The sequence below is a fragment of the Bradyrhizobium sp. ISRA442 genome (assembly GCF_038085055.1).
Lineage (GTDB): Bacteria > Pseudomonadota > Alphaproteobacteria > Rhizobiales > Xanthobacteraceae > Bradyrhizobium.
Window position 1 is genome coordinate 23,547 of sequence record NZ_JALGCN010000040.1, and the last position, 15,028, is coordinate 38,574.

The 15,028-nt window shown below is 59.5% G+C and carries 14 protein-coding genes; 12 read left to right on the plus strand and 2 right to left on the minus strand.

All coding sequences use genetic code 11. The features are described 5' to 3' along the window. The first annotated feature begins 10 nt into the window (after positions 1 to 10). The 6 genes from MTR72_RS39140 (at position 11) to MTR72_RS39165 (ending at position 5,426) form a co-directional block, all read left to right on the plus strand. Positions 11 to 1,003, plus strand: coding sequence for an NAD-dependent 4,6-dehydratase LegB (locus tag MTR72_RS39140; RefSeq protein ID WP_341512265.1), 993 nt, complete (start codon positions 11 to 13; stop codon positions 1,001 to 1,003). 84 nt (positions 1,004 to 1,087) lie between these two features. Further along, complete coding sequence (locus MTR72_RS39145) at positions 1,088 to 1,807, plus strand: nucleotidyltransferase family protein (RefSeq protein WP_341512266.1); 720 nt, start codon at positions 1,088 to 1,090, stop codon at positions 1,805 to 1,807. Next, positions 1,804 to 2,667 (plus strand): NAD-dependent epimerase/dehydratase family protein, encoded by an 864-nt coding sequence (locus tag MTR72_RS39150; RefSeq protein ID WP_341512267.1) that lies wholly within the window; start codon positions 1,804 to 1,806, stop codon positions 2,665 to 2,667. Before MTR72_RS39145 ends, MTR72_RS39150 begins: the two co-directional genes overlap by 4 nt. Then, positions 2,664 to 3,734: a radical SAM/SPASM domain-containing protein gene (locus MTR72_RS39155; protein WP_341512268.1), complete on the plus strand. Its 1,071-nt coding sequence runs from the start codon at positions 2,664 to 2,666 to the stop codon at positions 3,732 to 3,734. Before MTR72_RS39150 ends, MTR72_RS39155 begins: the two co-directional genes overlap by 4 nt. Positions 3,735 to 3,738: 4 nt before the next feature. Next, positions 3,739 to 4,755 carry an N-acetylneuraminate synthase family protein gene (locus MTR72_RS39160; protein WP_341512269.1) on the plus strand — a complete coding sequence of 339 codons (1,017 nt, stop codon included), beginning with the start codon at positions 3,739 to 3,741 and terminating at the stop codon, positions 4,753 to 4,755. Further along, positions 4,737 to 5,426 (plus strand): cytidylyltransferase domain-containing protein, encoded by a 690-nt coding sequence (locus MTR72_RS39165; protein WP_341512270.1) that lies wholly within the window; start codon positions 4,737 to 4,739, stop codon positions 5,424 to 5,426. Before MTR72_RS39160 ends, MTR72_RS39165 begins: the two co-directional genes overlap by 19 nt. Here MTR72_RS39165 and MTR72_RS39170 read toward each other — a convergent pair. Further along, positions 5,423 to 5,821 carry a hypothetical protein gene (locus tag MTR72_RS39170; RefSeq protein WP_341512271.1) on the minus strand — a complete coding sequence of 133 codons (399 nt, stop codon included), beginning with the start codon at positions 5,819 to 5,821 and terminating at the stop codon, positions 5,423 to 5,425. The two genes, MTR72_RS39165 and MTR72_RS39170, sit on opposite strands and share 4 nt — an antisense overlap. Positions 5,822 to 5,887: 66 nt before the next feature. Between MTR72_RS39170 and MTR72_RS39175 the strand changes: the two genes are divergently transcribed. Genes MTR72_RS39175 through MTR72_RS39195 form a run of 5 tightly spaced genes read left to right on the plus strand, consistent with a single transcriptional unit; the run spans position 5,888 to position 9,789 of the window. After that, positions 5,888 to 6,355 carry a hypothetical protein gene (locus MTR72_RS39175; protein WP_341512272.1) on the plus strand — a complete coding sequence of 156 codons (468 nt, stop codon included), beginning with the start codon at positions 5,888 to 5,890 and terminating at the stop codon, positions 6,353 to 6,355. After that, complete coding sequence (locus MTR72_RS39180; protein ID WP_341512273.1) at positions 6,352 to 7,053, plus strand: WbqC family protein; 702 nt, start codon at positions 6,352 to 6,354, stop codon at positions 7,051 to 7,053. Before MTR72_RS39175 ends, MTR72_RS39180 begins: the two co-directional genes overlap by 4 nt. Then, positions 7,050 to 7,679 carry a PIG-L deacetylase family protein gene (locus tag MTR72_RS39185; RefSeq protein ID WP_341512274.1) on the plus strand — a complete coding sequence of 210 codons (630 nt, stop codon included), beginning with the start codon at positions 7,050 to 7,052 and terminating at the stop codon, positions 7,677 to 7,679. The genes MTR72_RS39180 and MTR72_RS39185 overlap by 4 nt, the downstream gene beginning before the upstream one ends. A 9-nt stretch (positions 7,680 to 7,688) precedes the next feature. Continuing rightward, positions 7,689 to 8,606 (plus strand): hypothetical protein, encoded by a 918-nt coding sequence (locus MTR72_RS39190; RefSeq protein WP_341512275.1) that lies wholly within the window; start codon positions 7,689 to 7,691, stop codon positions 8,604 to 8,606. Between the two features lie 4 nt (positions 8,607 to 8,610). Then, positions 8,611 to 9,789, plus strand: a complete 1,179-nt coding sequence (locus MTR72_RS39195) for an acyltransferase family protein (RefSeq protein ID WP_341512276.1) — start codon at positions 8,611 to 8,613, stop codon at positions 9,787 to 9,789. A gap of 204 nt (positions 9,790 to 9,993) precedes the next feature. On the opposite strand, the gene MTR72_RS39200 is transcribed toward MTR72_RS39195, so the two are convergent. Continuing rightward, positions 9,994 to 12,975 carry a M10 family metallopeptidase C-terminal domain-containing protein gene (locus tag MTR72_RS39200; protein WP_341512277.1) on the minus strand — a complete coding sequence of 994 codons (2,982 nt, stop codon included), beginning with the start codon at positions 12,973 to 12,975 and terminating at the stop codon, positions 9,994 to 9,996. A gap of 579 nt (positions 12,976 to 13,554) precedes the next feature. Between MTR72_RS39200 and MTR72_RS39205 the strand changes: the two genes are divergently transcribed. Beyond that, positions 13,555 to 14,748 carry a CaiB/BaiF CoA transferase family protein gene (locus tag MTR72_RS39205; protein WP_341512278.1) on the plus strand — a complete coding sequence of 398 codons (1,194 nt, stop codon included), beginning with the start codon at positions 13,555 to 13,557 and terminating at the stop codon, positions 14,746 to 14,748. The last annotated feature ends 280 nt before the right edge of the window (positions 14,749 to 15,028 follow it).

Genomic DNA, 15,028 nt, shown 5'->3' on the forward strand with positions numbered 1-15,028 from the left:
CGGAGCTCAAATGCAGATCGCAGGCAAGAAAGTACTGGTGACCGGAGCCGATGGCTTCATAGGCTCGCACCTCGCTGAGATGCTGGTTGCACACGGCGCCAAGGTGCGCGCCATGTGTCTCTACAACTCCTTCAACGACTGGGGCTGGCTTGATGGCGCATCGTGCCTCGACCAGATCGAGATCGTGACCGGCGACATTCGCGACGCTCATTTCGTGAAGACCGCGGTCAAGGATTGCGACGTCGTCTTTCACCTGGCCGCATTGATTGCGATTCCGTACTCCTACGTGGCGCCGGACAGTTACGTCGAGACCAACATCACAGGCACGCTCAACGTGCTGCAGGCCGTGCGCGAGCTTGGAGTTGCGCGCCTCGTTCACACATCGACCAGCGAGGTCTACGGTACGGCGCGCCACGTGCCGATCGACGAGGCGCATCCTCTGCAACCCCAGTCCCCCTACAGCGCCACCAAGATCAGCGCGGACGCGATCGCTCACAGCTTCTTCAATTCCTTCGCACTTCCGGTCACGATCGCACGCCCGTTCAACACCTACGGACCGCGGCAGTCCGCGCGCGCGGTCATTCCGACGATCATCACGCAGATTGCAACCGGAAGCCGATCGATCCGGCTGGGAAGCCTGCATCCGACACGCGACTTCAACTATGTCGAGGATACGTGCCGCGGCTTCATTGGATTGGCGGAATGCGATGCGGCCGTCGGGCAGACGGTCAATATCGGCTCGAACACCGAAATCTCCATCGGACATCTTGCCACCCTCATCGTTGAATTGATGGGCTCGCCCGTTTCGGTCGAAACGGAAGAAGTCCGGATGCGCCCCGACGCCAGCGAGGTGGAGCGGCTTGTGTGCGACAATAGCCGCATTCGCGACCTCACCGGCTACCAGCCGCAGATCGACATTCGTGAGGGATTGTCGCGAACTATCGCCTGGTTCGGGCAGGCCGAGAACCGCAGACGCTACAAGGCCGGGATCTACAATCTTTGAGGATAACTATTCTTCGATGACGACTATTCGTGTTAACGTTGGACAGCGCATCGCCGAGCGGCTGTGGCAGGGTATTTTCGATCAATGACGAGACGTGCGGTCATTCTTGCAGGCGGCAAAGGGACGCGGCTTCGTCCCTACACGATAGCGCTTCCCAAACCGTTGGTGCCTGTCGGAGATACGCCGATCCTCGAGATCGTCATCCGGCAGCTTGTGCGCCACGGCTTCGATCATGTGACGATGGCGGTGAACCATCAGGCCGAGATCATCAAGGCGTTCTTCCAGGACGGCTCCAAGTGGGGCATTCGTGTCGACTACTCGCTCGAGGACAAGCCGCTGAGCACGATGGCGCCGCTCAAGCTGGTGCACGATCTCCCCGCACATTTCCTCGTCATGAATGGCGACATCCTCACCGACCTCGACTATGCCGCGTTCTACGACTATCACGTCCAGCGCGACAATATCTTCACCATCTCGTCCCACCTGCGCGAAGAGACCATCGACTACGGCGTGCTGGACACGGACCAGGCAGGCCATCTCGTCGGATTTCGCGAGAAGCCTCGTTACGGCTATGAGGTCAGCATGGGCGTCTACATGGTCAGCCGGCGCGCGCTCGCGGATATTCCCGAGGGGATGCCATTCGGCTTCGACCATCTGATGCATCGCTTGATCGGCTCGCCCAACCTTCCCGAGGTTCGCCGGCACACAGGATACTGGCTGGATATCGGCCGGCCGGACGACTACGCGAAGGCCGCCGAGGAATATGAGCGGGATCCGGCGCGTTTCATGACGGATCGAATGTGAGCGTCTACCTCGTCACGGGAGCAAGCGGTTTCGTCGGTCGCGCCCTGGTCGACAGGCTCAGGCAGCGCGGGGCCACTGTCATCGGATTGAGCACCGCCAACGGCGACATCGCAGATCCCGCGACGCTGCGGTCCCATCAGACAGCATCCATCGACCGCATCATTCACCTGGCTGCCCGAACCTTCGTACCACAGAGTTGGAGCGATCCGGCCGATTTCCATCGCGTCAATACCAGCGGCACGCTTAACGTCCTGGAATTCTGCCGCGAGCGACGGATTCCCCTGACCTATGTCAGCGCCTACGTCTACGGTCAACCGATCGAGCAACCTATCAAGGAAGATCATCCGCTCGTTCCGAACAACCCATACGCGCTGAGCAAGGTGCTTGCCGAGGCGGCCTGCGAATTCTACGCCAGGGTCCATAGCCTGCCCGTGACCGTCGTCCGACCGTTCAACATCTATGGCGCGGGGCAGGATCCGCATTTCCTGATACCGACCATCCTGCGCCAGGTACTTTGGGCTGACGAAATCAGCGTCCAGGATCTGGCTCCAAGACGCGACTACCTCTATATAGGCGATCTGCTGGAACTGCTCGAGACGACGCCGCTCGCGCCGCCCGGCTATAACGTATACAATGCCGGAACAGGCGTTTCGCTGAGTGTCGCTGACGTGATTGCCGCGGCCCAGGCGGAGGCCGGCACCTCGAAGCCGGTACGAAGCGACCAGACACGGCGCGCGCAGGAAATTGGGGATACGCGCGCCTGCATCGAAAAGGCACGCACCGAACTTGGATGGACACCGAGGCACGGTTTCCGTGACGGCATCCGGATTGTCATCGGCACGATGAAAGAGACGAAATGAAAAAGCACAACGTCCCGATCAACAAGGGCAACTATTCAATGGACACGCCCGAGCGAGAGGCGCTGTTCAACGAATCCCTGTCGTTGGGCTGGACGGAAGGCTACGCGCAATATCGTAGCGACTGGGTCAGCAACGCGAAGACCCAGACGGTGTCGGGCTATCCGCTGCTGGTCGATCTCGAACTGGCCTCGGTGTGCAATCTGCGCTGCCCGATGTGCTACACGATCTCCGCCGAGTTTCGAAAGCACGTGAATGCGAAGGTCATGGACTTCGACATGTTCAAGCGCATCATCGACGAGATCGGCGGCAAGGTTCCTGCCCTGCGTCTGTCGCTGCGCGGCGAAGCGACGGTCCATCCGAAATTCGTCGATGCGATCCGCTACGCCAGGGACCACGGGATCAAGGAGATATCCAGCCTGACGCATGGCGGGCGACTCGCGCTGGACTTCTTCAAGCAGATCCAGGAAGCCGGCATCGATTGGATTACCATCTCCGTCGACGGGCTCAAGGAGAGCTACGAGCGCATTCGCAAGCCGCTCAAGTTCGACGATCTTCTGGACAAGCTGAGAGCCATCAAAGAGTACAAGGCGCAGCACGGCCTGAGAAAGCCGGTCATCAAGATCCAGGGGATCTGGCCGGCAATTGAAGATGATCCCGACGGTTACTATAATACCTTCGCGGCCCTTGCCGATCTTGTCGCCTTCAACCCCCTGATCGACTATCTGGGCAACGACACCGACATCGAATATCTCGATGATTTCACCTGCCCCCAACAATACCAGCGGCTGGTGATCGGCGCAGACGGCCTGGTGATGAAGTGCTCCAATGACGAGGAAAACCGCGAGGTGATCGGCGACGCGAAGACCCAGACCGTGCACGAAATCTGGCACGGCGAGAAGATGAAGGCCGTTCGCATGTTGCATCTGCAACCGCGCGGATTCATGAACAGCGCGGTCTGCCGCCGATGCTACTTGCCGCGCAAGACACAGGACGACATTGGACGGGTCGGCGACCGCACCTTCATCGTACACAACTACACCCGCCGGACCCAGCTCATCGGCAAGTAGGAAGATGTTTCGCAACTTCAGAGCCAATCGCTGCTACATCATTGCGGAAATCGGCGGCAACTTCACGAGCTTTGACGAAGCGCGCACGCTGATCGACGCCGCGGCCGGGGTTGGCGTCGATGCGGTCAAGCTGCAGACTTACAAGGCGGACACTGTCGCCAGCCGAAAGGCCGTGTTCGACATGGAAAACACCGGCGCGGTTTCACAGCACGAGCTTTTCCAAAAATATGAGATCGATCTCGACCTGCATAAGGCGGTGTTTGACTACGCGGCAAATCGCGGCCTCGATTGGTTCTCCACACCTTCACACGAGACCGACGTCGACATGCTTGAGAGCCTCGGCGTCGGCGCCCACAAGATTGGCTCGGACGATGCCGTCAACCTGCCGTTCCTTCGTTACGTTGCACGGACCGGAAAGCCGATAGTCCTGTCGACCGGGATGTGCACGATGGAAGAAGTGCGCGAGTCAGTCGCCGCAATCCGTTCGGAAGGCGTTCGGCAGCTCATTCTTCTGCACGCCGTCACCAGCTATCCAACCCATCCGGAACACGTGAATCTCGGCGCTATGCAGACGATGATGCGCGAGTTCCCGGACCTCGCAGTCGGCTATTCCGATCACACGATCGGGACGACCGCCTGCATCTGCGCGGCGGCGATGGGAGCAAGGGTGCTCGAGAAGCATTTCACCTGGGATAAGGACGCACCCGGCCCGGATCACATCCTGTCAGCCGATCCGCAGGAAATGCGAGCCATCGTCGACGCCGTGCGCAGCTTCGAGGTCATGCGTGGCGACGGCTCGAAGCGCCCCGCGGCCAGCGAGTCGACGACCCGCATCAACAACCGCAAGAGCGTTGTCATGGCCCGCAGTGCGGCGGCGGGCGAGCCGCTAACGGCCGCGCACCTCGCGGTCAAGCGCCCTGGCTACGGCATTGAGCCCAAGCACTTGCAGGATGTCATCGGCAGACGCCTACGCCAAACCCTTCAAGCAGACGATGTCCTGACATGGGATGCCCTGCAGTAAAGCTTGGCGTCATCATCCAGGCGCGCATGGGCTCGACCCGGCTCCCTGGAAAAGTGTTGCGGCCGATCGGCGGCAAGCCGCTGCTCGGCCATGTCCTCGACCGCGCCCAAGCCCTTCGGCATCCTGCGACCGTGGTGGTGGCGACGACCTTGGAGCCACGCGACGACGCCATCTTCGAATTCTGCAAGCGGCGCGGCACCGAGTTATTCCGCGGCAGCGAAGCCAATGTCCTGGACCGTTACTATCAGTGCGCCAGGCTTCACGGCTTCGATCACGTCGTACGCCTCACCGCGGACAATCCCTTCACGGACATTGCCGAACTGGATCGTCTGATTGATCTGCACCTGTCCCGGCAAGCGGACTTCAGCCACTCTTTCCGTGTCTTGCCGATCGGCGTGGGCGCGGAAATCTTCCGCTTCGACGCCCTGAAAGAAACGGCAGAGCGATCGACCGAGCCACACCATTTCGAACATGTCGACGAATATATGCTCGAACACCCAGAGCGCTTCAGAACGGAGCAACTGGACGCAGCGGCTGGAAAGGAATATCCGCAAGCGCGCCTGACCGTCGATGACGAGACCGACTATCGCCGCGCCTGCTACATCGTCGAACACACCGACGGGGAGATAACAACGGAGCGGGCGATCGCGCTATGTTTGCAATTTGCCTAGAGAGCTCCCACGCACGCGGCATGGGGCATCTGTTCCGGATGCTCCATCTCGCGCAAGAGCTGCGCTCGCGACAGCTGCCCTTTGTGATCTTTGTCAACGACCATGCACCCTCGCTGCAATTGCTTCAGCGGAGTGCATCGCCGTTCGAAATTGCCGATCTTGATCAGATCGAACACTGGGCTGCGCCCGCGATCCAGCGAACGGGCGTACGCCTCTGGATCAACGATCGTCTCGACACGGATCTCCGGCAGGCGGAAGCCATCAAACGAGCCGGCCTGCCGCTCGTGACATTCGATGATCGCGGAAGCGGCGCGTCCCTCGCCGATCTGCACATTGCCGCGCTTGCCTTCGAGGCGGACGAGCCGCTCGGCGGCCGACGCGTCGTTCGAGGCCATGAATATCTGATCCTCAATCCCGAGATTACACGCTGGCGGCGGCGGCGCCACGAGGTCCGTCGCATCATGGTATCTCTGGGTGGCTCCGATACGTATGGCGCAACGACCAAGGTCGTCGCACTCCTGCGCAAACGCGGGCTTTCCGCTACCGTGATCATTGGCCCCGGCTTCCAGCATCGTTCCGCGCTCGAAGCCGAATTGACGAGCGAATTCGAACTCAAGACGGCCGTACCGTCGCTGGTCGAAGAGATGAGCTACCATGATCTCGGGATCGTAGGCGGCGGGATCACGGCATTTGAAGCGGCAGCCTCCGGGCTTCCGACCATCCTGATCGCGAACGAGGAGTTCGAAGTCCCGGTTGCTCGGCACCTCGCCGGTCTTGGTGCAGCACGCTATGGAGGCCACCATTCAGACCTCGACGAGACTGCATTCGCATTTCCCGACGATGTGACCGAAATGAGCGAGGCGGGACTGAATCAGATCCGGCTTGATGGCGTCGAAAAGGTCTGCCAGCTTCTCCAAGAGCTCTCATGAACCGCACGGCCGTCATCCACCAGCCCGACTTCCTGCCCTATCTCGGTTTCTTCGAGCGGCTACTGCACGCGGATGTGTTCGTGCTGCTTGACCAGGCCCAGTATGTCGATTCGACCAGCCGCAGCTGGACGCATCGAGACAAGATCAAGACGCCCCAGGGCGCTCGCTGGATTTCACTCAGTATCAGGAGCGCCCCCCGGGACACCCCAATCAACCAGATCGAACTCTCCGATCAGGTCGATTGGCGCCGCAACAACCTCAACCTGCTGCGCGAGAACTATCGCAAGGCCCCCTTCTTCGACGAAATATTCCCCCGGCTGGAGCAACTCTACGCGCGAACCGATCGCAGATTGGCTGACTTCAATCGCGCTTCGATCGAACTGCTCCTGGAGCTGTTTGACGTCCGAGTCGAAATCGTCACGGCCAGCAGCCTCGGCGTGAGTGGCAAGAACAACGACCTGCTCGTCGACATTTTGGGGAAGGTGCACGCAGATCGATATCTCTCCGGTGTGGGCGCAAGGGCCTATTTCCGGCCCGAACCCTTTGCAAATGCAGGCATAGAGGTGCTATGGCAGGAGTTCCAGCATCCGGCATATCCCCAGTTGCATGGAGACTTTATTCCCTATTTGAGTAGCATCGATCTGCTCTTGAATTGCGGAACCGATCAATCGAGAAGGATCCTGAGGAACGCGGAATGAACGTTTTGGCGATCGGCGCGCATTTCGACGACGTCGAACTTGGCTGCGGCGGCGCGCTGGCGAAGCATGTCGCCAAAGGCGATGATGTCACGGTCTATGTGGCCACACAGTCCGGATTTGCCAACCATCGCAACCTCGAGGTGCGCTCGAGCAACGTCGCGCAGGCCGAAGGCGAGGCCGCGATGAAAGCGCTCGGGATTCAACACCTCATCTGCGGGAAGTTCAGGACGCTCGAGATCGAGTTCACCGACACGCTCAACATCGAGATCTTGCGCATCATTGAGGATCGAAAGATCGAGCTTGTCTATACGCACTGGATTGGCGACATCCATCACGATCATCAGGCTGTCGGCCGCGCGTCGCTGCACAGCAGCCGTCACGTGCCGCGCCTGTTGATGTATCGCAGTAACTGGTATCACTCGCCGATGGAGTTCAACGGCAACTACTATGTGGATATCACCGATAGTTGGCCCAAGAAGCGGGATGCCATCATGGCCCATGCATCCGAAATGAACCGCACCGGCCACAAATGGATATCCTTCTTCGAAAACGAGGCGGAGAACGCCGGGCAGCGCATTGGTTGCCGCTATGCCGAGGTCTTCCAGGTGCTGAAATGGATCGAATAGGGATTAGCGATGGATTTTCTCGCTAAGATCTTTCGCAATGTCCTTCCGTTTTTCATCTACAAGTATCTCTACATCATTTGGCCCGAGCAGAAGCGTTTGCGCGAGGAAGAGGAGCGCACGCGCCCGGAACGTGAGCGGGCTCTCGCCGAGCACAACCGAATTCACGCACTCACGTCCCGCAACGCCGAACTCAAGGACAGGCATCGTGGGGAGCGCTGCTTCATTCTCTGCAATGGACCGAGCGTCAGGAGGCAGAACATCCGACCGCTGAAGGATGAGCTGGTCATGTCGGTTTCAAGTGGCTATCTCCATCCCGATTACACAGAGATCGCCCCTGCCTATCACTGCGTTCCGCAGATCACCTACGGCATGATGACCCGTAGCGATGTGATAGCCTGGTTTCGGGAGATGCATGATCGCCTTGGTGCGGCAACATTGATCCTGAGCCAGACGGAGGAAGCTCTGATACGAGAGGAGAACCTCTTTGCCGGACGCGATGTGCGATACGTCCACTTGAGCGGCCGGTTCTCGGATTACCCTCCGGAGCAAATTCCCGATCTTACAACCAGCATCCCTGCGGTTCAGTCGGTTCCGGTCCTGGGTCTCATGATAGCAGCCTACATGGGAGCGAAACCACTCTACTTGCTCGGCACCGATCATGACCACTTCCGCAGTGGCGAATACAAATATTTCTATGAGCCGACCGTGCTGCGCGGCAAGGACATGTCTACCGATGAACACGGCAAGCTACGCAGCGGCTGGCATGACGAGCTTTCCGGCCTGGCCGCGCTGTGGTCGCAGTATCGCAGCATCAGGCAAATCGCCACGAGCAACGGCATCGAGATTTTCAACGCCACACACGGCGGCGAACTCGACGAGTTTTCTCGAGTCGAACTGGATTCACTGTTTCCGATCAGACGGGGGTAATTCGTTGTCCCAGGCTGAAATGAGCTTGTCGAACGCACCGGTGGGTCGGCCCTACGACCATTTTCAGATCATCCGGGGGATCGCTTGCCTGATGGTTTTTCTCAATCACGTGGTGGGCTTACTTAGCAACGGGATCGAAAAAGAGGGACTATGGTATGATCCGCTTATCATTCCCTTAGGCTTTCCCTGGGTTTGGCTGTTCCTTATCCTCTCAGGATTTCTTCTCACGAAGCAATTCGTCGATGGAACGACCAAGCTAAGCTCGTCGGGCATCTTGGATTTCTACAAGCGACGTTGTCGGCGCCTGCTGCCGATGCTTTGGTTCGTGCCGTTGCTTCTCGCTCCCCTCTATGCCTTGAACGTCTGGTCGCCATTCTTGCCCGCTTTCTCGCTAGCCAAAGAGTTGCCGGTAGCATTCGCTCTTCCCTGGGTGCCCTACCTTCAGGAAGGAAATCCAGTCGCCTCGGTCAACAGTCCGGTTTGGAGCGCTGTGCTCGAAGTACACTACTTCCTGTTGTTGCCGCTCATCTTGTGGCTCACCAACATGTCCTGTCGAGCCATGCTGTCGCTCGTCGGATTGTGGCTTGTAGGGATCGCCGGATTGGCCATCCATGTAGTCACCAGTGGAACTCCAGCGATCTTTCCGGGCATTTACCAGCAACATCTCTACAATTTCGGATTTATGCTAGCTGGCTGCGCCTTGGCGTTGACGAAATTGCGATCCTTTTCTGTTAACCGCTGGTGGCCAATTTCAATGATCTTTCTACTGATCATTGCTGTCCAATATCTAGCTGCATACGACCTCAACATAGCGCTAGCTCTCCTGCCTATCGCAGCCGTGCCCGGATTTTGCTTCCTCGTTCTCCAGGCAAACTCCAATTTTCAAACGCCAGTTCCATCGTCTTTTCGAGCCCTAGAACTTACACGCGGACCGCCACGTTGGCTGGAGCTTGCAGGCATGATGAGCTATTCGATCTATTTGCTGCATAAACCACTTTCGTATATCGCGATTGCGCAACTCGACCTCGCGCGATTTGTGAAGAGTCCGCTTTCGCTACTTCTGACAACGCTCGGAACGGGAACAGTAATCGCCCCAGCCGTCGTTCTCAGCTTCGTGTTCGTGGAGAACAAGTTCCGTTACCGAACGGCATTGCAGAGGTCGCACACGGCGAAAACGGCTTAGGTGGGCGGAGGCCTAGCCGCGCTGTGGTCGCGGCATCGCCGCATCGGGCAAATCGCCGCAAGCAACAACATCGAGATTATCAACGCCACACACGGTGGCGAACTCGACGAGTTTCCGCGCGTGAAACTAGACAGCCTGTGTCCACGCAAGCCTGAAATGATGGAATAGTGCTGTCCGGGACTACCGGAAGATGAGCAAGAGCACTCAGTGCAAGAGGAAGTGCTCCAAAAGGGTATATAGAACTGCGTTATCGTCGGGTGTCACTGCGTTTGTATTGTTGGCCAACGTAGCGAACAGCGCGGATAACGACTGCTCTGAAGCGGATGCGAGCAATCCGTTCGCATACGAAGGGACGACCGGATGAGATGCATCATAGCTCGTGCTGGACCCGGAGCTGAAAGAGAAGCTGTCGCTGCTCGAGATGCTTGCCGTTGGAGACTGTCCGGACGACACGCCGATTTGGCTATTGGCGTTGAGGTCCTGCTGAAAACTCGGCTCTAGCGACTGCAGCGCGATACTATTCCCTGAAACTCCGCTGACGGCATTGTTGAGATAATTGCCGTTCGTATCCGTGTTCCACACAGCATATAGGTCTGCGCCCACAACCTTCCAGGCCACCTCGTAGCCGGATGTAGTCGCCTCCACTCCGATCGGAGTCGCAGCGCCGAACTGGCCCGCAACAACCGGAGCGCCACTGTACTTCAGTTCCGGACCCAATCCACCTGAAATGGGGTTGAAGTAATAGTTGGCCCCATATTGAACCAAGCTCGTCGACCCAAACGACTCGATCACCGTGCCCGAGATGTTCAAGCCGGTAACATGGTCGCCATTGAGGTCCTGTTGAAAGCTCGGCTCGAGCGACTGCAGCACAGCACTACTCCCAGAGTCTCCGCTGATGGCATTGTTGAGATAGTTGCCATTTGTATCCGTGGTCCAAACGGCATAGGCATCAGCTCCCGCAACCTTCCAAGCCACCTCGTAGCCAGACGCAGTCGCCTCGACTCCGATAGGCGTCGCAGCTCCGAATTGGCCTGCAACTACCGCAGCACCATTGTACTTCAACTCCGGCCCCATACCCCCGGAAGTAGGATTGAAGTAGTAGCTGGCCCCATACTGAACCAATTTCGTTGACCCAAACGCCTCGATCGTCGTGCTTGGAATATTCAGGCCGATCACGCTGTCGCCGTTCAGGTCCTGATGAAAGCTCGGCTCCAGCGACTGCAACGCGGCACTGGCCCCTGAAACTCCGCTGACGGCATTATTGAGATAGTTACCGTTTGCATCCGTGTTCCAAACAGCGTACGCATCCAATCCCGCAACCTTCCAGGCTACCTCATAGCCGGACGTGGTCGCCTCGACGCCAATAGGCACCGCAGCGCCAAATTGGCCCGCAATAACCGGCGAACCGTTGTAGCTCAGCTCCGGGCCCGTCCCCCCTGAAGTGGGATTGAGAAAGTAGTTGGCCCCATACTGAACCAGACTCGTCGACCCGAACGACTCGATCACCGTGCTCGGTATATTCAATCCGATTACATTGTCGCCGTTGAGATCCTGGTGAAAGCTCAATTCCAGCGACTGCAGAGCAGCAATGCTCCCTGAGACTCCACTGAGAACGTTGTTAAGATAGTTGCCGTTCGTATCCGTGTTCCAAACGGCATAAACATCCGCGCCCGTAACCTTCCAAGCCACCTCGTAGCCAGACGCGGTCGCCTCGGCTCCGATCGGCACTGCAGCTCCGAATTGGCTAACAGCAACCGCAGAACCATTATACTTCAGTACTGGTCCTGTCCCTCCTGAAACCAGGTCGAGATAGTAGTTGCCCCCATATTGAACCAGACTCGTCGATCCAAACGACTCGATCGTGCTCGGCGCCACAAGAGCCGAGCTCGCGATCGTGACGTCGGCAAACCCGAAATATTCCACCCCCGTCACGGTATCGCTGCCGTCAGGTGAGCCGGAACGCTGGTCGACAATGGTGAGGGTCTGCGTCGCCGAATTGTAGGAAATGGCGTAGCTTGATTCGCTGCCCGAATACACCGCCGTATCCGCCCCCGTGCCGCCAATGATCGTGTCGTTACCACCGCCGCCGACCAGCGTGTCGTTGCCCGCACCGCCAATCAGGGTGTCGTTGCCGGCACCTCCCGCCAGCGAGCAGCCAGTATCGCTCGCGATCAGCGTATCGTTGCCGCTGCCGCCGATCGCGTTCTCGATCGTGGCATTGAGCGCGATTCCGATGTTGTGAACGAGACCGCCGACTGACGAGAATGCCCCCGGGTGCAGGTCGATCGTCTGCGCCGCCGAGTAGCCGGAGCAGTCCAGCGTGTCGTTGCCGCCGCTGTCGTAGATGGTCAACGCAGGGGCCTGGCTATAGTTGGTGAAATCGTAGATCGATCCCGCGTTGCTGTGGAAGCCGTAAACCGTGTTGCCGGTGCGGGTTGAGGCCGCGCCGTAGATCTGGTCGACGGCATAGATGTCGGCCATCTGCGGCGTGACGACGTAGCGATACGAACTCCCGGAATAGTTGTATTGCGCAAAGTACGACATGATCGAATATTGCCAGGTGTCGTTGGCAAAGATCGCGTCGGTGGAATAGCTGGCGCTGCCGTTATAGGGACCCTGGTGGCCGAGGCCGAGCGCATGGCCGATCTCGTGCAGGTAGGTCTGGTACCCGTAGCTGTCGATGCCGGTCTTGCCGTCCATCGCGCCGCCGTCATTGGTGATCCAGTCGGAGCTGACGTCGACCTGGGCCGCCGTCATCAGACCGGAATTGGTCCAGTTGGCATTGGTCACGGCGGTCATGGAGCCGGTATCGACGAAGCTGATGTTGGCGCTTCCGCTTGTTTGCACGAAAGTGACGTTGGCAACCTCGTGCCAGGCTTCGAGCGCCGACTGCGCCAGGAATTTCTCGGCGGCGTTCAGGCCGTTGATGCTGTAGCTGATCGTCGACGTACCCCAGTGATGGGCGATCGTCCCAAAGTCCTGCCAGAAACCGTTGATGAGCCAGTCGGCGAGCTGCGGGATTGACGCCGCGGCCGGGACACTGGCGAGGCTGGTCCCCCCGCCGCTCGTCGTGCCGGCGAGGGCCGCCAGCGGAAAATTGTCGCCGACGTCCGTCCAGTCGCCGGCAGTTGCGCCGAAACCGAACGAACCTTCTTGATCGTTGTTGATGTCGGACGACTTCTTCATCTGTGCGACCAGCTTCGCCTGGGGGTTCTTCGCGTGCGCCTCTCGGCAACATCGTTAATGATTCGACTACAAACCGTTGGCTGCGCACCGGACTCTGGCGGCAGCGATCGGCTATCCGACGTAGGCGAGAACCGCTCGCCCCGAACTGGGTTCGACTCGACGAGGAACAGCCTCATATTGCCACGTTAATTTGTCGTTTCATCCATCACGCGAATCGGCCGCAAGTTCGGTCCCTGGCTCGGCGGGAAGGTCCGGCGTCGCACCGACGATGACCGCGCGTCGCGCTCGATTAGCTTGAGTGCGAAACATTTGGTTTAAGTTTGGCGGCCGTGGCCGGACCTCTTCCATACCGCAGGATTTAGCCATCAAATCCCGTAGTCATACGGGGCCGGGCTCGGGCCTGCCGGTTCCCACGGACACCGAAATTGCAGGCAAAATCGTCGCGCTGACCTCGTCACGCATCGCAGCAAAAGCGTCAGGCATCCCGTTTTGGCAGGCCGCGTCGGCGCCAGGGCCGACTTGCCGCATGTTGTTTCGGCACTATGGTAAGCTCCACGATCTGTCCTGGAGCCCTTCAAGATGCCCTTTCCGCATGCCTCGGAAGCCCTGTCACGCTTTACCGTGCTCGATCTGACCCGCGTCCGGTCCGGGCCCACCTGCGTGCGGCAGCTTGCCGATTGGGGCGCCAACGTCATCAAGATAGACGCGCTCACCGAGGATGCCGCCGGCGAGCAGCCGGGGGGCCCGCGGCGAGGGTCCGATTTCCAGAATTTGCATCGCAACAAGCGGGCCATGACGCTCAACCTGAAGGACGAGCGCGGCCTTGCGGCCTTCAAGCGGCTCGCCGCCAGGGCCGACGTCGTGGTCGAGAATTTCCGCCCTGACGTAAAGAAGAAGCTCGGCATCGACTATGAGGCCCTGCGCGCGATCAACCCGCGCCTCGTCTATGGCAGCATCTCCGGCTTCGGCCAGGATGGCCCCTATTACAAGCGGCCGGGCTTCGATCAGATCGCGCAAGGAATGGGCGGGCTGATGTCGATCACCGGCGCACCGGGCGGTGGCCCGATGCGGGTCGGCATTCCCGTGGCCGATCTCACCGCCGGCCTGTTTTGCGCCATGGGCATCCTCACCGCACTTCTGGAGCGCGAGGTCTCGGGCCAGGGCCAGTGGGTACAGACCTCGCTGTTGCAGGCGCAGATCTTCATGCTCGACTTCCAGGCCGCGCGCTGGCTAATGGAAAAGGAGGTCGCCAAGCAGGCCGGCAACAACCACCCGACCAGCATCCCGACCGGCGTCTTCAGGACTTCCGACGGCTACATCAACATTGCCACCACCGGCGGACGGATCTGGGAGCGTTGCGCCCAGGCAGTCGGCGCGCCGGAGCTCCTCACCGATCCCGACTATGCGACCGCCCCGGCCCGCTCGAAGAATCGCGACGCCCTCAACGCCGCGATCGAACAGCGCACCGTGACCAAGCCGACGGAGACCTGGGTCAGGGAGCTCAACGAGGCCGGGGTGCCCTGCGGACCGATCTACGCCATCGACCAGATGTTCGAGGACGCCCAGGTCAGGCATCTCGGCATCGCCCAGGACGTGCCGAATGACGAGAACCGCCGCATCCGCCTGGTCGGCCAGCCCGTCACGCTGTCGCGGACGCCGAGCCGGATGGTGACACGGCCGCCGGAGTTCGGTGAGCAGACGGAAGAGGTGCTGGCCGAGTTCGGCTTCGGCAAGGAAGAGATCGCCGAACTGAAGCAGGCCAAAGTGGTGTAGGTCCGGCAGAGGCGAACCGAGGAGAGTTGCGGCGCGATAAGGGCGCGCGCAACCCCAGTTTCGCTTCTCGCCGAGGAGCCCCACGAGGACTGCATGTGCGGTGCTCACGGCCCTTCGCCCTCGTCCTTCATACCAAATGGAAATCGCTTGTAGCACTCGTCGTGGTCGGCACCCCGATCGTGCCATCTCCGTTCAGATCTTGGTGGAAGATGGTCTCTAGATTCTCTAGGGCGGCGCTGCCGCCGGACACATTCGGTGCGATGTTCGCCGTATAGTTGCC